Here is a 19,127-nt window from a genome sequence, read left to right on the forward strand (position 1 = left end):
CTTTCAGGACGATTTCGTCACGCTATCGAACCCCGCCGAAGGGCTTGCGCGGCTGTTGCGATCATGTAAGACTGACGCTCGCTTTTGAATAGTAAAGATTCTTTCCTGTAGCGCCTTCGGCGCCCTCGCGCTTCGAGCGCATATACATCCGATCTTTAGTGGGAGGTTCACCCGGTGAACCTGACCGTCTCCCAGCTGCTCCACGACCGGGCCCTCGCCGACCCCGACGGGGCCGCGATGATCGTGCACGGCTCGGATCCGCTCACCTACCGCCGGTGGCACGAGCGCTCCACCGAACTCGCGAACCGCCTGGTCGGACGCGGTGTGGGCCGGGGCGACAGGGTGGGGCTGGTCTTCGGCGCCGCCGACTGGACCGACTACGCGGTGGCGTTCTGCGGGGTCCTGGCGGCAGGCGCCGTGGCCGTACCGCTCTCCGACCGCCTCGCCCCCGGTGACCTGCGCCTCATGCTGGAGAACTGCGGCGCGGCCGGGGTCGTGCACGGTGCCGGGCTCGCCGTGCCCGACGTCGGCTGGAGCGCCACGATCGAGGACCTGCGGGCCGAAACGTCCTATGAGAAGGCCGCTCCCGAGCCTCCGGCGCCCGGCGATCCGGCCCAGATCCTCTACACCTCCGGCACCACCGGCCGTCCCAAGGGGGTCACGGCCACCCATGCCAACCTGACCTACGGCTGCGGGGGCAGGCGCCGTCCGTTCGCGCACTCCCGGCACCTGGCGCACGCCTTCCCGATCGGCACCAACGCCGGGCAGACCATGCTGGTCAACGCGCTGGACGCGCATCCGGCCGTGGTGACGCTGCCGCGCTTCACCCCGGGGCGCTTCGCCGCGCTGATCGAGTCCTACCGCGCCGGGACGGTCTTCCTGGTCCCCGCGATGGCCATCGAACTGATCAACGCCGGGGTGGGGGAGCGGCACGACCTCTCCAGCGTGCTGCTGCTCGGCTCGGCCGCCGCGCCGCTGCCCTCGGCCGTCGCGACGGCCCTCACCGCGACCTTCCCCAACGCGACGATCACCAACTACTACACCTCGACCGAGGCCGCACCGGCCCAGACGGTCATGATGTTCGACCCGGACCGCCCCGGGAGCGTCGGCCGCGCCATCGCCGGGGGACGGGTCAGGATCGCCACCCCCGAGGGCGAGCCGCTGCCCGCGGGGGAGGTCGGGGAGGTCTGGATGCGCTCCCCGGCCGCACCGCGCGCCTACTACGGCGACCCGGAGAGCACGACCTTCCGCGACGGCTGGGTGCGGATGGGCGATCTGGGCCGGATCGACGACGAGGGGTACCTGTACCTCGTCGACAGGGAGAGCGACGTGGTGAAGTCGGGGGCCTTCAAGGTGTCCACGATCCACGTCGAGGAGGCCGTCCACGCGCATCCGGCCGTGATCGAGGCCGCCGCGTTCGGGGTGCCCCACCCGGTGCTCGGGACCGTCGTCGCCGTCGCCCTCGCCGCCAGGGAACCGCTCGCCCCCGAGGAACTGCGGATCTTCCTCAAGGACCGCCTGGCCCCGCACGAACTGCCCGCGCACGTCCTGACGGTCGACGCGCTGCCGCGCAACGACGGCGGCAAGGTCGACAAGAGGGCCCTGCGCGGAAGGGTGGAGAGCAGATGAGGCCCGCTTCCGTACCCGGGAGCGCGTCCGCGCCGATGTCCGCATCCACCGACCCCGCGTCCGTGTCCGTGTCCGGGGCCGGGTCCACTCCCGGTCCCGTGTCCGGGAGCATGCCCGAGGTCACGTTCACCCAGCAGGGCATGTGGGTGACCGAGCAGGCGGGCGGCGGGGGCGCCGCGTACCACATGCCGTTGCTCGTCCACCTCGACGGCGACCTGGACACCGGGGCGCTGCTGGCCGCCTGCGCGGCGGTGGCGGACCGGCACCCGATGCTGGGCGACGTGGTGGCCGAGGTGGACGGCGAGCTGCGGCTCGTACCCGGCGCCGAGGTTCCGGTACGCCACGTGGAGGACGCGGGTCCCGCCCTCGGGGAGGAGACGTGGGAGCGGGCCGTGCGCGAGGAGATCCTGCGCCCGTTCGACCTGGACACCGGGCCGCTGGCCAGGTTCACCTTGTTCCGCACCGGCCCCCGCCGGCACCTGCTCGTCTTCGTCGCCCACCACCTGGTCTTCGACGGCGGCTCCAAGGACGTCCTGGTACGCGACCTGGCGGCCTTCTACAACGGGGGGACGCCGCTCCCGCTGCCCAGGGTCGACCACGGCCGCGCCGAACGCGACCGGGTGGCCGCCCTGCTGCCGGCCGCCCGGGAGTTCTGGAGGCCCCGCTGGCGCGACCCGGGCGAGACCGTCGTGCTCGGCCGGCCGCTGAGGTCCCGGCGGGCGGGCGAGGGCCGGGTCCTGAGGTTCGCCCTCGGCGCGCCGGTCACCCCGGTCCCCGGCCTGACCGGGTTCGAGGTGCTGCTCGCCGCGCTGCACACCCTGCTCCTCGGCTACGGCAACGCGGCGGTGACCACCGCCGTGGACCTGTCCACCCGTCCCGCCGAGGCCGCGGACCACGTGGGACCGTTCGTCAACGAGCTCCCGGTCGCCTCCGCCCCCTCGCCCCGGCAGACCTTCCGCGAGTTCGCCACCGCGCTCCGCGGCGAGCTGCGGGAGATCTACCGCTTCCGTCAGGTGCCGTTCTCCCGGGCGATGCCCCGGGTACGGCCGCACGCCGCGCTGGTGCCCGTCTCGGTCAGCTACCGGACCCGACGCGAGGCCGATCCGGTCTTCGCCGGCCTGGACGCCACGGTGGAGTGGACCGCCTTCAACCACGCGGTCCGCGGCGCGCTGCACCTGCAGTGCGTGGCCGGGCCCGGCGGGCTGGAGATCAGCATGCGGTACGACCCCGAGACGGTTCCCGACGCCGCCCGGGTGGCCGGCGACCTGCGGCGCGTCCTGGAACGCGCCACCCGCCACCCCGACCTGTCACTGCACGACATCCTGGAGAACGAGATGGGTTCCGTCACCACGCTGACCGACCAGATACGCGAGATCTGGGAGGAGGTCCTGGGCATCTCGCCGATCGACGACCACGACGACATCTTCGACCTGGGCGGTCACTCGCTGACCATCACGCAGATCATCGCCCGCATGCGCAAGCGCCTGGACATCGAGGTCTCCCTGGACGCCTTCTTCGACACCCCGACGATCGCCGGGATCGTGGACTCCCTCGGCGATGACTGAGACCACCGCGGCCACCGCGGCCACCGCCGCCACCGACGCCACCGCGACCACCGCCGCCGCTCCCTCGACCGCCGCCGGCACGCCGACCACCGCGACCACCGCGACCACGGGCACCGCCGGACCCCGCCTCTCCCGCCTGGCCGACGAGGACCTGCGCCTGCTGCTGACGATCCGGCACTTCGAGCTGAAGCTCCTGGAGCTGTACGCCAGGGGCGACCTCAACGGCACCACGCACACCTGCCTCGGCCAGGAGTACGTCCCGGTCGCGCTGCGGCCCCTGCTCGGCCCGGCCGACCACGTCTTCAGCAACCACCGGGGGCACGGCCACTACCTGGCCCGCTTCCGCGACCCGCACGGCCTGCTCGCCGAGATCATGGGCAGGCAGGGCGCGATCTGCGGCGGCGTGGGCGGCAGCCAGCACATCCGGCGCGACCGCTACCTGTCCACCGGCGTGCAGGGCGAGAGCATGCCGGTCGCCGCGGGGGTGGCGCTGCACCTCAAGCGCGCCGAGCCCGGTGCCCTGGCCTGCGTGCACATCGGCGACGGCACCTGGGGCGAGGGCGCGGTCTACGAGGCGCTGAACCTCGCCGCGCTCTGGCGGCTCCCGCTGCTGGTCGTGGTGGAGAACAACGGGGTGGCCCAGTCCACCCCGACCGCGTCGCAGATGGCGGGCACGGTGGCCGGACGCGCGGCCGCGTTCGGCGTCCCGCACCGCCTGGTCGTCTCCGCCGACGTCAACGAGATCCGCATGGCGCTGGAGGCCGACGTGGCGCGGGTGCGCGAGGGCGTCCCGCTGGTGGTCGAGTTCGTCACCCATCGCCTCGGGCCGCACAGCAAGGGCGACGACGTCCGCCCGGCCGAGATCGTGCGGGCCGCCAGGGAGAGCGACTGGTACGGCCGCTACGCCCACGACCACCCCGAGCACTTCCACCGGTTCGACGAGGCGGTCAGGGACGAGATCCGGGCCGTCGCCGACGAGGTCGCGGCCCGGCCGCCGTCCCGCTGGGAGGGACCGTGCGCGTAGCCGAGAACCTCAACGCGGCCCTGCACGACCTGCTGGAGGACGACCCCACGGCCTACCTGCTCGGCGAGGACGTCCTCGACCCGTACGGCGGCGCCTTCAAGATCACCAAAGGGCTGTCCACCCGGTTCCCCGGGCGCGTGATCGGCACCCCGATCAGCGAGGGCGCGCTGACCGGCGTCGCGGCGGGCCTGGCACTGACCGGCAACACGGCCGTGGCCGAGATCATGTTCGGTGACTTCGTGACGCTCGCCTTCGACCAGCTGTGCAACTTCGCCAGCAAGTCCGTGTCGATGTACGGCGAGCGGGTGCCGCTGCGGATGGTGGTGCGCTGCCCGACAGGGGGAGGCCGCGGCTACGGTCCCACGCACAGCCAGAGCCTGCAGAAGCACTTCATCGGCATGCCCGGCCTCTCGCTGTACGAGATGTCCCCCTTCCACGACAACCGCGCGGTGTTCGCGGCGATGCTGGAGGCGGGCGAGCCCTGCGTGTTCTTCGAGGACAAGGTCCTCTACACCCGGCAGATGGGACGGGTCGACCCGCTGTTCGCGGTGCGCCGTGACGGCGACCTGGCCGTGGTGGACGTCCGGGACGCCGGTGAGCGTCCCGACTGCGTGGTCATCGCCCCCGGCGGGATGGCCCACCGGGCGCTGGGCGCGATGCGCTCCCTGATGATGGAGCAGGAGATCGTCACCCGGCTGCTGGTGCCCTCCCGGCTCTACCCGCTGGACGCGGACGCGCTGCTGCCCCACCTGACCGACGTCGTGGTGGTCGCCGAGGAGAGCACCCCCGGGGGCACCTGGGGCAGCGAGGTCGCCCACCTGCTGCACGCCCGCCTGTGGGGACGCCTGCGCAGGCCGGTCCGCCTGGTCCACTCGCGCGACGCGGTGATCCCCACCGCCGCGCACCTGGAGGACGAGGTCCTGGCCGGGGAGTCCACGATCCACCACGCCGTACGGGAGGCCCTGCGTGGCTGACATCCGCGTCCCCAAGCTCAACGACAACGACACCGAGTACCTGGTCGTCGCCTGGCTGGTGGGGGACGGCAAGCCCGTCGCGGCCGGGGAGGCGATCGCCGTGCTGGAGACCTCCAAGGCCGCCGACGAGCTGGAGGCGCCCGAGGCGGGGTACCTGCACCACGCCGCCGCCCTCGACACCTGGGTCGCCCCGGGATCGCTCCTGGCCCGCGTCACCGCCGAGGCGGCCCCGCCGCCCGCCCCGGCGTCCGACGCGGTGCCCGGCGCGGTGCCCGGTACGTCCGGCGCGGTGTCCGGTCTGTCCGGCGCGGTGCCCGGTACGGTGTCCGGTCTGTCCGGTCTGTCCGGCGCGGCCGGGCCGGCGGTGCCCGGTGACTTCTGGGAGGACGGGGGAGCCGGGGAGTCCCGGGACGCGGCCGGGCGCCGGGAGGCTCCGGCCGTCGAGCCGGTCGTCACCGACCCCGCCCGCGCCGCCATGGACGACCTCGGGGTCTCCGAGGCCGAGATCGCCTCGCTGGGCCTGGCCGTCGTCCGCCGGACCGACGTGGAGGCCCTGGCCGCCCGCCGCGCCGACGCGCAGGCGCAGGCCGGACCCGGTGGCGACGCACAGGCGCCGACCGGACCCCGTACCGGATCGGCGTCGTCCGAGACGTCCGAGATATCCGCACTTTCCGGGACGTCCGCGATGTCCGAGGCCACGGAGGCCACGGAGGCCACGGGGGGCGGGGCCGGGTCGCAGGCGGGCACGCACCGCCTGTCGCGGGTGCAGCGCGCCGTCGCGCGCGCCGTCACCGTCTCGCACGACACGATCCCGGCCGCCTACACCGCGGTGAAGTTCGACGTGGGCCCGCTGCTGGAGCGCGCCAGGGGACTCACCCGGGAGGTCCGCAGGCCGGTCGGCCTGGCCGAGCTGTTCGTCCAGGCCGTGGCCGCCCTGCACCCGGCGTTCCCGCTCTTCTTCTCCTCGCTCGACGGGGACCGGGTCCGCCCCGCCGACGCCCCGCACGTCGGCGTGACGTTCGACATGGGCGAGGGCCTGTACGTGCCGGTCGTCCACGACACGAGCTCGCTCAAGGCGATCGCCGACACGCTCATGCGCCACCGGCTCGCCGCCGTCGAGGGCGACTTCCGGGAGCGGGACCTCACCGGCGCCACCATCGCCGTCACCCTGCACACCGAGGCCGACGTCGTCCTGGCGATCCCCTTCATCTTCCCCGGTACGGTCTGCGCGCTCGCGATCACCTCGCCGCAGCGCGAACCGGCCTTCGCCGAGGACGGCACGGTGACGTCGAGGACCGTCGCCTGCATCGGCCTCGCCTACGACCACCGACTGATCAACGGCCGGGACGCCGCGCTCTTCCTCGCGGCCCTCCGGATGGAGCTGAACGCATGACCGAGACCACGCTGTCGGACGCGAAGAAGGCGCTGCTCGCCCAGCGGCTCCGGCGCAGGGGGGAGTCGCGGGCCGTCGTCGCCCGCGCGCCCGGAACCGTCCCGCCCCTGTCGCACGCCCAGGAACGCCTGTGGTTCCTGGAGCAGTACCGGCCGGGCACCACCGTCTACACCGTGCCCGTCGCGGTGCGGCTGCGCGGGACCCTGGACGCGGACGCGCTGCGCCGCGCGCTGGACGAGGTCGTCGCCCGCCACGAGGCCCTGCGGATGCGCTTCCTCACCACTGAGGACGGCACCCCCGAGCTCGTCGTGGACGATCCCCGTCCCGCGGAGCTGCGCGTCGTCGAGGCGGCCGGTGTCGACGACGCGATCGAGCTGTTCGACGCCGACCTGGCCGTCCCCTTCGACCTGGAGCACGGCCCGCTCCTGCGCGCCGTGCTGGCGCGGATCGCACCCGAGGACCACGTCCTGCTGCTGGCCGCCCACCACACCGTCATCGACGGCTGGTCCAGCGACCTGATCATCCGCGAGCTGCTCGCCCTGCACGACGGCGACCCCCTGCCGCCCGTGCCGGTCGGCTACGGCGACTACGCCCTGTGGCAGCGGGGCCGCGACCACACCCGCGAGATCGCCCACTGGCGCGACCGGCTGGCCGGGCTGCCCGCCCTGGAGCTGCCCACCGACCGGCCGCGACCGGCCGAGCAGCGCCACGAGGGCGCCGCGCTGGACGTCCGGATCGACGCCGACCTCACCCGGCGGCTGACCGAGCTGGGCGCCGCGGCCGGGGCCACGCCTTACATGACGCTGCTGGCCGCCTTCCAGGTCCTGCTGTACCGCTACTCCGGGCAGACGGACTTCGCGGTCGGCTCGCCGGTCGCCGGGCGCGGGCTGCCCGAGCTGGACGGGGTCGCCGGCATGTTCGTCAACACCCTCGTCCTGCGCGCCGACCTGGCCGACGACCCGCCGTTCACCACCTTCCTGGACCGCACCCGCGAGGCCGCGCTGGACGCCTTCGCGCACCAGGAGCTCCCGTTCGACCGGCTGGTCACCGAGCTGAACGTGACCCGCGACGTGAGCAGGTCCCCGCTGGCGCAGGTCACGTTCGCGCTGCAGAACTTCAAGGCGGGCCAGGAGGACGGGCGCGTCTCCTACCTGACGCTCCCGGCCAGGACCACCCGGTTCGACCTGGGCCTGTACCTGTTCGAGAGCCCGGACGGGCTGCTCGGCCACCTCTCCTACGGCACCGCCCTGTTCGACGCGGAGACCGTGGAGCTGATGGCCGCGCGGTTCGAGACGCTGCTGCGCTCGATCGTGGCCGACCCGCGGGCACGGGTGGGGGAGCTGTCGCTGCTCTCCGCCGAGGAGCGCGAGCTGGTCCTGGGTTTCGCGACGGGACCGGCCGTGAGGCCGTCCGGCCACGGGCTGCTGCACGACCTGGTCACCGCGCAGGCCGCGCTGACCCCCGGCGCGACGGCCGTGGTCCACGAGGTCTCGCCCTCCGCAGGCGCCGCGCCCACCGGCGCGCCCTCCCCGGCCGGTGGCTCGCTGACCTACGCCGAGCTGGACGAGCGCTCCACCCGGATCGCCGCCCTGCTGAGGAACCACCACGGCGTGGGCCCGGACACCAGGGTCGGCGTCTTCCTGGAGCAGTCCACCGACCTGGCGGCGGCCGTCATCGGCGTGCTGAAGGCCGGTGGCGCCTACGTGCCCCTCGACCCCAAGCAGCCGCGCGACCGGCTGGCGTACATGCTCGCCGACGCCGGGGCGGTCGCCGTCCTGACCACCTCGGCCCTGCGCGACGTCGTGTCCGACGTGCCCGGGGTGCGGGCCGTCCTGCTGGACGCCGAGCCGCTGGAGGAGACCGGGTTCGCGCCCCCCGGCCTCTCCCCGGACCACCTGGCGTACGTGATCTACACCTCGGGGACCACCGGGCGGCCGAAGGGCGTCGGCGTGCAGCACCGGCAGGTGCTCACCTACCTCGCCGGGGTCGGGGAGCGCTTCGCGGTCGAGCCCGGCGCGGTGTACACGCTGCTGCAGTCGCTCTCGTTCGACTTCGGGGTGACGATCTTCTACCTGTCGCTCATGACCGGCGGCGAGCTGCACCTGGCCGATCCGCAGGCCCCCGTCGAGGAGCTCGCCGGGCTGCTGAACCGCACCGACTACCTGAAGATGACCCCCTCCCACCTGGCCTCGCTGCTGGCCGGGGTGGACGAGCCGGCCGAGGTGCTCCCGCGCAGGCTGCTCATCCTCGGCGGCGAGGCCTCCCGGTGGGGCTGGGCCCGCGAGCTGGCCGCGTACACCCCGGTGGTCAACCACTACGGTCCCACCGAGGCCACGGTCGGCATCTCCACCCACGTCGTCACCGGCGAGGACGAGCGGTCGTCGAACCTGCCGATCGGCAGGCCGCTGCCGGGAGCCGCGGTCTACGTGCTCGACGAGCACCGGCGGCCGGTCCCGCCCGGCATGACCGGGGAGATCTACCTCGGCGGCGACCGGCTCGCCCGCGGATACCTCGGACGGCCCGGCCTGACGGCCGAGCGGTTCCTGCCCGATCCCTACGGCGGGCCCGGCGCCCGCATGTACCGGACCGGTGACCTCGGCCGCTGGCTGCCCTCCGGTGACCTGTGCTTCCTCGGCCGCCGCGACCTGCAGGTGAAGGTCAGGGGCTACCGGGTCGAGCTGCCGGAGATCGAGTCGGTGCTCGCCGGCCAGCCGGAGATCGCCCAGGCCGTCGTCGAGCTGCGCGCCGACCGGCTGGTCGCCTACGTCGTCGCCGAGCACGCCGGGGAGCAGGTCGCCGTGGGGGAGCTGCGGGCCCGGCTCGGCGAGCACCTGCCCGAGTACATGATCCCGGGACGGTTCGTCTGGCTGGACGAGCTGCCCCTGAAGTCGCACGGCAAGGTCGACCGGGCGAGCCTGCCCGAACCCGACGAGGCGCGCCCCGACCAGGAGGCCGGTTTCGTCCCGCCGGAGACGCCCCTGGAGGAGGCCGTCGCCGAGGTGTGGGCGACGGTCCTCGGACTGGTCCAGGTCGGCGTGCTGGACGACTTCTTCGACCTGGGCGGGCACTCGCTGCTCGCCGCGCAGGTGGTCGCCCGCCTGCGGAAGGTCATCCCCGCCGGCGGGCGCCAGGTCACCATCCTGGACCTGTTCAAGCACCGCACCGTCCGCGCGCTCGCGCGGCTCGTCGAGGCGGGCGACGACGGCCCGCGCATGCTCCTGCACCGGCTCACCCCCACCCGCGCCGCCACCTCGACCCTGGTCTGCGTCCCGTACGGGGGAGGCAGCGCGGCCATCTACCAGCCGCTGGCCGACACGCTGCCGAAGAACTGGGCGCTGCACGCGGTCGCCGTCCCCGGTCAGGAGATGGGCCTGATCGAGGAGACCCGGCCGGTGGCGGAGGTCGCGCAGGGGTGCGTCGAGGAGATCCTCAAGGACGTCCGGGGACCGCTGACCCTGTACGGGCACTGCGGGCTCGGCGTCATGCTGACCGTGGAGATCGCCCGGCGCCTGGAGGCCGCGGGACGGCCGGTCGAGGCCATCTACCTGGGCGGCATCTTCCCGTTCGCGCGACCCTCGTCGGTATTGGCCAGGCTGTCGAACCTGACCGACCGCCTCCGCAGCGACCAGGTCTGGGCCAACGCCCTGCAGGCCGCCGGTCTCGACGTGGAGGACCTGGAACGCGACCAGCTCAAGCTGATGATCGACAACCGCCGCAAGGGGACGAAGGAGGCCGAGCGCTACTTCACCCGCCTCTTCGAGGAGGGGGTCGAGCCGCTCAAGGCGCCGATCATCTCCGTGGCGGGCGACCGCGACCCGGCCACCGAGTTCTACCAGGAGCGCTACCGCGAGTGGCACCTGCTGACCGACGCGACGGCCGTGGTCGTCCTCGACGAAGCCGGACACTTTTTCCTGAAATATCGGGCGGAGGAGCTGGCCGACATCGTCACCGGCACCCACCGGGCCATCGCCTCCGGCGACACGGCGAAGCTGGCCCGTACCGACAGGTCCACCTGGTGGCTCGGCGGCGTCTCCACCCAGGACGCCGTCGCGGAGATCTCCCCGGTGACGATGGCACCCGCGGTCACCGGCGCGGGACCGCTCGCCCCCGCGGCCGCTCCCCCCGGTACGGGACCGGCCGCGTCCGCCTCCACCGGCACGGGCGGGGCGCCACCGGGAACGGGACACCCGGTCACGACGGGTCCTCCGGCGCGGTCCGGCCCACCGCCCAGCATGAAGCGGTTCGCCGCCGTGGCGGCCGGACAGCTCGTCTCGATCATCGGGTCGTCGCTGACCGAGTTCGCCATCCCGCTGTGGATCTACATCACCACCGACTCGCTGGCCAGGTTCGCCCTGTTCTCCGTGCTCGCGCTGGTCCCCGGCATGCTGGTGTCCCCCCTGGCCGGAGCCCTCGTCGACCGCTACGACCGGCGCAGGGTCATGCTCGCCGGGGACGTCGGCGCGTTCGGCACCCAGCTGGCGCTGGGCGTCCTGCTGTGGACCGGCAACCTGCAGATCTGGCACGTCTACCCGCTCCTGGTCGTGCTGTCGATCGCGCTGACCTTCCAGCGCCTCGCCTACAACTCCGCCATCCCGCAGCTGGTCCCCAAGCGCTTCCTCGGCCACGCCAACGGCGTGGTCCAGATGGTCACCGGCACCGCCCAGCTGGTCGTCCCGCTGGTCGCGGTCGGCCTGATGTCGGTGATCGGGCTGGAGGGCATCCTCGTCCTGGACGTCGTCTCGTACGCCTTCGCCATCGGGGTGCTGCTGTTCGTCCGCTTCCCGCGGACCATGGCGTGGAAGCGCAGGGAGTCGCTGGTCGCCGAGATGGTCGAGGGCTGGAGGTTCTCCTGGGGCAACCGCGGATTCCGCGGCATGCTCTTCTTCTTCGCGGTGCTGAACATCTTCCTGTCCCCGCTGTTCCTGCTCATCTCGCCGCTGGTCCTGGGGTTCGCCACGCTGGAGGACGTCGGCCGGATCTCCTTCTTCGGCGGCCTGGGGGTCTTCCTCGGCGGCCTGACCATGACCGTCTGGGGAGGACCGCGCCGGCGCAGGCTGCGCGGCGTCATGCTCTCCACCCTCGCCCTGAGCGTGTTCTGCCTGGTCACCGGACTGCAGCAGAACCTGATCCTGATCGCGGTCGGCGCCTTCGGGATGTCGTTCTGGCTGACCATGCTCAACGGCGTCTACGCCACGATCATCCAGGTCAAGGTGCCGCAGCGCTTCCACGGCCGGGTCATCGCGCTCAACACGCTCGTCGCCTGGTCCACCCTGCCCATCGGCTTCGGACTGGTCGCGCCGTACGGCAGCGCCATGTTCGAGCCGCTGCTGGTCCCCGGCGGGCCGCTGGCCGACACGGTCGGCCTCGTGCTCGGCACCGGCGAGGGCCGGGGCGTCGGCCTGATGTACGTGCTGTTCGCGGTCGCCATCGCGGTCACCGCGCTGGTCGCGATGCGGACCCGCACGCTGTCCCGGTTCGACGTGGACGTCCCCGACGCGCTCCCGGACGACCTGGTCGGTTTCCAGGCCATCCAGAGGCGCCGGGAGCGGGACGGCGAGGTGGTCACCGTCGGGAGCTGAGGCGACCGTCGTGAGGACGGCCCTCGTGAGAACGGTGGTCGTGAGGACGGCGAAGGGGCGGGGAGGGCAGGTGGTCCCGTGACCACCTGCCCCCTATGCCCGAAGGCGCAGCCCCCTGGGGGTCGGATGGAAGCCCGCCGACTCCAGGGCCGCGCCCAGCGGGGAGTCGTTGATGGCGGTGCCGTCCGCGCGCTCGACGGTCAGCTTCCCGAGGGCGCCGTCGCGCACCGCGAGCGCGAGGGCGTCCACGGCCGGTTGCAGGCGGTCGTCGGCGGAGAAGGAGAGCAGGGTCTTGCCGCCGCGCTCGACGTAGAGGATCAGGTGCCCGTCGACGAGCACGACCAGGGACCCGGCCTTCCTGCCCGGCTTGTGGGACGCCTGCTCGGGCCGGGCCGGCCACGCCAGGGCCGCCCCGTAGGGGTTGGCGGGATCGGCCGCCGCCAGCACCACCGCCCGCCGGACGTCCCCTGCGTGCCGCCGCTCCGGTCTCCGCGTCTCCCACGGGGCGGGTGCCGGGGCCGCGCCCCACGGCTCGGACTCGGGCGCCGGGCCCCGCTGCTCGGAGGGAGAGGCGGCGCGCATCCGGTCCACGGCACCGGGAAGGGCGAACTGGGCGCCGCCCAGACCCTCCACGAAGTACCCCCTGCGGCACCTGCCGCTCTCCTCGAAGGCGCGGAGAACCTGGTAGACGGCGGCGAAGCCACCCGGCAGCCGCTCGGCCGTCACCGCGCCCCTGGTCACCACACCGTGCCGTTCCAGCAGCACCTCCACCTGGGCGTGGGCACGCTGGGTGCTCTCCGGCGAGAGATCGGGCAGTGCCCACCAGCGCCCGCTCACCGTGGGCGGGCCGCTCCTGGTCGGCAGCACCGCGCGCCTGCGCCGGGTCGGGGCCGGGCGATGCGCAGGACGCCCCGTCCCGAGCGTGGACCGCAGCGGGGCCAGGGTGTCCCCGGTGATCCGGCCCGACCACACCAGGTCCCACACGGCGGCCGAGAGCGTCCGGTCGTCCGGCACGGAACCGTCGAGCAGCGTGCCGACCCGGTTGGTCAGCTCGCGGAAGAACAGCGCGCCCCCGCCGCCCAGCACCTCCAGCACGGCCTCGTGCACCGGGGTCAGCGTGATGTCGGCCGGAGCGGGGATCAGCAGCGGCGCGGTGTCGGCGAAGTAGAGCGACACCCACCCGTCACCGCCCGGCAGGGACCCCTGCCCGGCCCAGATCACCTCGCCGGAGGCGGTCAGCTCGTCCAGCAGCGACGGATCGTAGCCGGGCACCCGCGCGGGCAGGATCAGTGTCTCCAGCGCCGACGCGGGCACCGCCGCGCCCTGCAACTGCTCGATCGCGCCCACCAGCGCGTCGATCGGCGGCCTGCCGCGCTGCGGGGAGCCGGTGATGCCGTGCCAGGCGGGGGAGAAGGCGGCCAGCGTCTCCGCCGGAACCGGCTCCACCTCCTTGCGGAGCCTGGCCAGCGACCTGCGGCGCAGCGTCCGCAGCACCCCGGCGTCGCACCACTCCTCGCCCCGGCCACCCGGCCGGAACTCCCCGCTCACCACCCGCCCGGAGGCGGCCAGCCTGCGCAGCGCGTCGACGACGACCGCCGGGCCGAGGCCGAACCGGGTCGCCGCCGTGCTCGCCGGGAAGGAGGCGCGGGTGCGGGCGTGCCGGGCGAGCAGGTCGCCCAGCGGGTCGTCGACCGGCTCCAGGAAGGCGTGCGGCACCCCCACCGGCAGCGGCACACCGAGCGCGTCGCGCAGCCGGGCCGCGTCCTCGATCGCGGCCCACCGCTCCTGCCCGGCCACCCGCACCCTGATCGCCCGGCGGGAGCCCTCCAGCTCGGCCAGCCACGCGGGGTCGCCCTCGCGCACGCTCACGTCCTCGGCCAGCAGGGGCCCGTGGGAGCGGAGCAGGTCGGCCAGGTCCTCTGCGTCGCGCAGCGGGCGATCCAGCCGGGCCAGCTCCCGTTCGGTGTCGGCGATCACATCGGGGTCGAGCAGCTCACGCAGGTCCGCCTGGCCCAGCAGCTCGGCCAGCAGGCTCGTGTCGAGCGCGAGCGCCTGGGCGCGACGCTCGGCCAGCGGGGCGTCCCCCTCGTACATGAACGCGCCGATGTAGTTGAACAGCAGCGACGCGGCGAACGGGGAGGCCTTCTCGGTCTCGACCTCCACCAGCCGGATCCGCCGCGCCTCGACGTCGCGCATCAGCCGGACCAGCCCCGGCACGTCGAAGACGTCCTGGAGGCACTCGCGCATCGTCTCCAGCACCACCGGGAACGACCCGTACCGGCCGGCCACCCCGAGCAGGTGGGACGCGCGCTGCCGCTGCTGCCAGAGCGGCGACCGCCTGCCCGGCGTACGACGCGGCAGCAGCAGGGAGCGCCCGGCGCACTCGCGGAACCGCGCCGCGAACAGCGCCGAGCCGCCCAGCTCCTCGGTGACGATCCGCTCGATCTCGTCCGCGTCGAAGATCGCGATGTCCGAGGGGGGATCGGAGAGCGTGTCGGGGATGCGCAGCACGATCCCGTCGTCGGAGTGCACCGCCTGCACGTCGACGCCGTAACGCTCGCGCAGCCTCCGCCCGATCGCCAGCGCCCACGGCGCGTGCACCCGCGCCCCGTACGGGGAGTGGACCACCACCCGCCAGTCGCCCAGTTCGTCGTGGAACCGCTCGACCACCAGCGTCCGGTCGTCGGGCACGTACCCCGTGGCCTGCCGCTGCTCGGCCAGGTAGGCGAGCAGGTTGGCCGCGGCGAACTCGTCCAGCCCCGCCGCCCTGATCCTGCCCAGGGCGTCGTCCCGGGTGAGGTCCTCGGCGCCGCGCTTCCCCGCCCGCGCCTTCCCGGAGCCGCCCTTGACGGTGCTCGCAGCGGTGGTCGCGGCGGTGGCGCCCGTCGCGGCGGTGGCCGTGGTGGCCGTGGTGGCCGCGCCGCCGGTCGTGGTGCCGGTCGCGGTGCCGACTGCGGGATCCGTCGAGGCGTCGTCTTCGGCAGGGTCCGTCGTGGCACCCGTCACCATGCTCGTCGCGCCACCCGTGGCGCCGTCCGCCGCACCGCTCGTCCTGGTCCCGGTCTTGGTCTTGGTTCCGGTGCCGTTCCCGGTGCCGGAGCCCGCGGTGCCCGTGCCCGCGGTGCCCGTGCCCGCGGTGCCCGTGCCCGCGGTGCCCGTGCCCGCGGTGCCCGTGCCCGAGGTGCTCGCGCCTGCTGTGCCCGTGCCCGTGGTGCCCGCCGTGTCCGCGCCCGCCGTCGACATCTCGCGGAGGAACGCGCCGATGGCCCTGCCCAGCTCGGCCGGGCGGCCCGCGGTGTCACCGTGCCAGAACGGGAGCTTGCCGGGCTGTCCCGGAGCGGGCGTGACCAGCACCCGGTCGGCGGTGATCTCCTCGATCCGCCAGGAGGTCGCGCCCAGCACGAACACGTCCCCGGCGCGCGACTCGTAGACCATCTCCTCGTCCAGCTCGCCCACCCGGGAGGACTTCTCCCCGACCAGGAAGACACCGAACAGGCCGCGGTCGGGGATCGTGCCGCCGTTGGTGACCGCCAGGCGCTGAGCCCCCGGACGGCCCCGCAGGGTGCCGGTCACCCTGTCCCAGACGATGCGCGGGCGCAGCTCGGCGAACTCCTCGCTCGGGTAGCGCCCCGCGAGCATGTCGAGCGTGGCCTCCAGCGCGCTCCTGGGCAGCGTCCGGTAGGGGGCGGCCCGGCGCACGACCTCCTCGAGCTCGTCGACCGTCCACTCGTCCAGCGCGGTCATCGCCACGATCTGCTGGGCGAGGACGTCGAGCGGGTTGCGCGGATAGCGGAGGTCCTCGATCTCGCCGCTTCGCATCCGCTCGGCCACCACGGCCGTCTGGACCAGATCGCCCCGGTACTTGGGGAAGATCACACCGCGTGAGACGGCTCCCACCTGGTGCCCGGCCCGGCCGATCCGCTGCAGGCCGCTCGCCACGCTCGGCGGGGCCCCCACGCAGGCCACCAGGTCCACCGCCCCCATGTCGATGCCGAGCTCCAGGCTGGAGGTCGCGACCACGGCGGGCAGCCGGCCGGACTTGAGCGCCTCCTCGATCTGCGAGCGCTCCTCCTTCGACACCGACCCGTGGTGAGCCCGGACGATCTCCGGGACGACCCCCTTGGCCGCTCCTGCCTGCGCCATCATGGCCGCCGGGGTGGAGGTGGACGCCGGAGGGGACCCCGCGGCCGGACGCGCCCGCCCCGCCGTCCCGCCCGCCTTTGTGTGATCCGCCTCTTCGGGATCGGACCGATCGTGACCGGCCCGTCCGGAGCCGACCCCTCCGGGTCCGGTTCCTCCGGGGCCGGTCCGGTCGGTGTGGTCCTGCCCGGCGTCCTCTGCGGCCCCTTCCGTGCCCTCGGACCGTCGCTCCCACGCCAGCTCGTTGAGGCGGGTGCAGAGCCGCTCGGCCAGTCTGCGCGAGTTGGCGAACACGATCGTGGAGCGGTGGGCTCCGATCAGGTCGAGGAGCCGCTCCTCCACGTGCGGCCAGATCGACCGCCTGGCGGGGGTCTCGGTCAGCCAGCGGTCATCGTCCTGGGGTGGTGGGGCGGGGGCGGTGTCGAGCTCGGTCATGTCCTCGATCGGGACGACCACCTCGACCTCGATCCGCTTCTCGGAGGGCGGCTGGACCACGGTCGCCGGGCGTGAACCGCCCAGGAAGGCGGCCACCTCGCTCACCGGCCGCACGGTCGCCGACAGGCCGATGCGCTGCGCGGGCCGTTCGAGCAGGGCGTCGAGCCGCTCCAGGCTGAGGGCCAGGTGCGCGCCGCGCTTGGTCGCCGCCACCGCGTGCACCTCGTCGACGATGACCGTCTCCACGCCGCGCAGTGCCTCGCGAGCCTGGCTGGTGAGCAGCAGGAACAGCGACTCGGGGGTGGTGATCAGGATGTCGGACGGTTTGGTCGCGAACCGGCGCCGCTCCTCGGCCGGGGTGTCCCCGGAGCGGATCGACACCGAGATCCGCGGCACCGGGAGACCGAGCCTCCGCGCGGTCTGCTCCAGCCCGGCCAGCGGCGCCCTGAGGTTGCGCTCGACGTCGACCGCGAGGGCCTTGAGCGGGGACACGTACAGGACCCGGCAGAGCCTGGGAGGCTCGCCGTCCCCGCGCGGGCGCCGCCCGCCACCGGCCCTTACGCCGCTCGCCCGCTCGCCACCGGTGGGGTCACCGGCGGTCCCGTCACCCGTCCGCCCGGTGCCGACCTTGCCGGTGAGGGGCCGCCCGTCACCCGTCCGTGCGGCGGCCTGCCCGGCGTCGGTGGCCGAGTGCTCGGCCGCCAGCCGGTCGAGAGACCACAGGAACGCGGCCAACGTCTTGCCGGAACCGGTCGGCGCGACCACCAGGGTGTTGTCGCCCCGGGCGATCGCCGACCAGGCCCCCTCCTGGGCGGCTGTCGGCGCGGCGAACGCCCCGGTGAACCACTCCCTGGTCATCGGGGTGAAGTGCCCGAGCGCCCCGTCCGTCCCGCTGGTCTCGCTCATCGACTGCCCCCTAGCTCCGGCTCGGCCGACCTGCCGGGTCCGTCATCCATACTGCCCGGCCCCACCGACAGAATCCGTCCCCGCCGACCAGGCCGGAAAGGTGGCCGGCGGGCCGGTCCGCGACCTGCGGGCAGGGACGCCACGATCCGATGGACCCACCGCGAGGCCGCACCGGACCTCGGCGGATCCCCGGAGGCCCGGACCCCTCGAGGTCCCCCGAGGTCCCCCGAGGTCCCGCGAATCGCGACTGGTCCCGACTGGTCCCGACCGGTCCCGACCGGTCCTGAAGAAGCCCCGGCAGGCCCCCGGTACGTCCTCGGCGGATCCCGGTGGGCTCGCGACGGATCCGGGCTCGCGACGAATCCCGGCAGATCCCGGTGGGTCTCCGGCGCGCCTCTCGTGGGCTCCTGCGGTCCCGCCCCGCGGAGACCCGGTGAAGCCCGGCAACCCCGGCGGGGGAACGCGGGGGCTCTCCCGGCGTCCCGTGACACCCGTACGGGCTCCGCGATGCCCGTGCCCGTGCCGGTTCGCCGTCCCGATCCCGTCCGCCGGCCGAGGCACCGTCCTGATCCCGTCCGCCGGCCGAGGTGTCGTCCCGGTCGCGTGGCGTCCGGGATAGGTTGGCCCCCTGTCGTCACGGACATGACCCTGACGGACGTACAACGCATTGAGTGGTGAGCTAGCGGTGAGCATCGACCATCAGGCCGTCCGGGCGGCACGCGAGCGGATCAAGGCGGAGCACCTCAGGGCGCACCGGCCGCCGAGCAGCGCGAGGGGGCTGCACCACTTCGCGCTGATCTCCTCCGACGTCGAGGCGACCATCGCGTTCTACCAGGAGCTCCTGGAGTTCCCGCTCACGGAGATCATCGAGAACCGTGACTACCCGGGCTCGAACCACTTCTTCTTCGACATCGGCAACGGCAACCTCCTGGCCTTCTTCGACTTTCCCGGCCTGGACCTGGGGCCCTACCGGGAGGTTCTCGGCGGGCTCCACCACATCGCCATCTCGGTGGACCCCTCCACCTGGGAGCGCCTGTGCGGCAAGCTGGAGGCGGAGGGCGTACCGCACCAGGTCGAGAGCGGCGCCTCCGTCTACTTCGCCGACCCCGACGGGGCGCGGCTGGAACTGCTCGCCGACCCGCTGGGGGAGATGTACGGCTCCCGCGTGCTCTGAGCCCGGTCCCGCCGCGCCGGACCGCGCCCGTGCCCATCGCCGGCGCGCCGGTACGGGACCCGGCATCCCCGGCCCGGACGCATACTTGGGGGCATGCGCCTGTCGGATTTCTGGAAGCGGATGAAGCTGCACTTCGGTGACCAGTACGCCGAGTCGTGGGCCCAGGACTACATCATCGCCGACCTGGGGGGCCGGACCGTGATCCAGGCGCTGGCCGAGGGTGTCGGGGCCAAGGAGGTCTGGCACGCCGTGTGCGGGGTCACCGACGTCTCCCCGCGCCTGCGCTGACGGGGGCCCGGCGGGGTGCC

9 protein-coding genes are annotated in these 19,127 nt (G+C 73.8%); 8 read left to right on the forward strand and 1 reads right to left on the reverse strand.

Annotated elements, in window-relative coordinates; translation table 11 throughout:
- Window positions 1-174 precede the first annotated feature (174 nt).
- The 6 genes from ACIBCT_RS20470 (at window position 175) to ACIBCT_RS20495 (ending at window position 12,164) form a co-directional block, all read left to right on the forward strand.
- Entirely contained in the window at window positions 175-1,629 is a 1,455-nt protein-coding gene (locus ACIBCT_RS20470; RefSeq protein ID WP_399190683.1) for a class I adenylate-forming enzyme family protein, read from the forward strand.
- Window positions 1,630-1,739: 110 nt separating this feature from the next.
- Entirely contained in the window at window positions 1,740-3,194 is a 1,455-nt protein-coding gene (locus tag ACIBCT_RS20475) for a condensation domain-containing protein (protein WP_399190685.1), read from the forward strand.
- Window positions 3,187-4,218 carry a thiamine pyrophosphate-dependent dehydrogenase E1 component subunit alpha gene (locus ACIBCT_RS20480; RefSeq protein WP_399190687.1) on the forward strand — a complete coding sequence of 344 codons (1,032 nt, stop codon included), beginning with the start codon at window positions 3,187-3,189 and terminating at the stop codon, window positions 4,216-4,218. Before ACIBCT_RS20475 ends, ACIBCT_RS20480 begins: the two co-directional genes overlap by 8 nt.
- Window positions 4,209-5,192: an alpha-ketoacid dehydrogenase subunit beta gene (locus ACIBCT_RS20485; protein WP_399190689.1), complete on the forward strand. Its 984-nt coding sequence runs from the start codon at window positions 4,209-4,211 to the stop codon at window positions 5,190-5,192. Before ACIBCT_RS20480 ends, ACIBCT_RS20485 begins: the two co-directional genes overlap by 10 nt.
- The gene (locus tag ACIBCT_RS20490) at window positions 5,185-6,585 is read left to right on the forward strand and encodes a 2-oxo acid dehydrogenase subunit E2 (protein ID WP_399190691.1); all 1,401 of its coding nucleotides are present in this window, start codon (window positions 5,185-5,187) and stop codon (window positions 6,583-6,585) included. The genes ACIBCT_RS20485 and ACIBCT_RS20490 overlap by 8 nt, the downstream gene beginning before the upstream one ends.
- Window positions 6,582-12,164: an amino acid adenylation domain-containing protein gene (locus tag ACIBCT_RS20495; RefSeq protein WP_399190693.1), complete on the forward strand. Its 5,583-nt coding sequence runs from the start codon at window positions 6,582-6,584 to the stop codon at window positions 12,162-12,164. Before ACIBCT_RS20490 ends, ACIBCT_RS20495 begins: the two co-directional genes overlap by 4 nt.
- Before the next feature lie 93 nt (window positions 12,165-12,257).
- Here the strand turns inward: ACIBCT_RS20495 and ACIBCT_RS20500 are convergent, their stop codons facing one another.
- Complete coding sequence (locus ACIBCT_RS20500; RefSeq protein WP_399190695.1) at window positions 12,258-17,645, reverse strand: DEAD/DEAH box helicase; 5,388 nt, start codon at window positions 17,643-17,645, stop codon at window positions 12,258-12,260.
- 685 nt (window positions 17,646-18,330) lie between these two features.
- On the opposite strand from ACIBCT_RS20500, the gene ACIBCT_RS20505 reads away from it, so the two are divergent.
- Together ACIBCT_RS20505 and ACIBCT_RS20510 are read left to right on the forward strand one after the other, a co-directional pair.
- Window positions 18,331-18,819 carry a VOC family protein gene (locus tag ACIBCT_RS20505; RefSeq protein ID WP_399190697.1) on the forward strand — a complete coding sequence of 163 codons (489 nt, stop codon included), beginning with the start codon at window positions 18,331-18,333 and terminating at the stop codon, window positions 18,817-18,819.
- A gap of 93 nt (window positions 18,820-18,912) precedes the next feature.
- Window positions 18,913-19,107 (forward strand): DUF3046 domain-containing protein, encoded by a 195-nt coding sequence (locus ACIBCT_RS20510; protein ID WP_344905084.1) that lies wholly within the window; start codon window positions 18,913-18,915, stop codon window positions 19,105-19,107.
- Window positions 19,108-19,127 lie beyond the last annotated feature (20 nt).

It is taken from the genome of Streptosporangium sp. NPDC050855, assembly GCF_044456585.1.
In the GTDB taxonomy this organism is placed as follows: domain Bacteria; phylum Actinomycetota; class Actinomycetes; order Streptosporangiales; family Streptosporangiaceae; genus Streptosporangium; species Streptosporangium longisporum.

Excerpts from the sequence above, each read along its gene's own strand:
- ACIBCT_RS20475 (WP_399190685.1), top strand. The coding sequence starts at position 1,740 with ATGCCCGAGGTCACGTTCACCCAGCAGGGCATGTGGGTGACCGAGCAG.
- ACIBCT_RS20480 (WP_399190687.1), top strand. The coding sequence starts at position 3,187 with ATGACTGAGACCACCGCGGCCACCGCGGCCACCGCCGCCACCGACGCC.
- ACIBCT_RS20495 (WP_399190693.1), top strand. The coding sequence starts at position 6,582 with ATGACCGAGACCACGCTGTCGGACGCGAAGAAGGCGCTGCTCGCCCAG.
- ACIBCT_RS20500 (WP_399190695.1), bottom strand. The coding sequence starts at position 17,645 with ATGAGCGAGACCAGCGGGACGGACGGGGCGCTCGGGCACTTCACCCCG.
- ACIBCT_RS20510 (WP_344905084.1), top strand. The coding sequence starts at position 18,913 with ATGCGCCTGTCGGATTTCTGGAAGCGGATGAAGCTGCACTTCGGTGAC.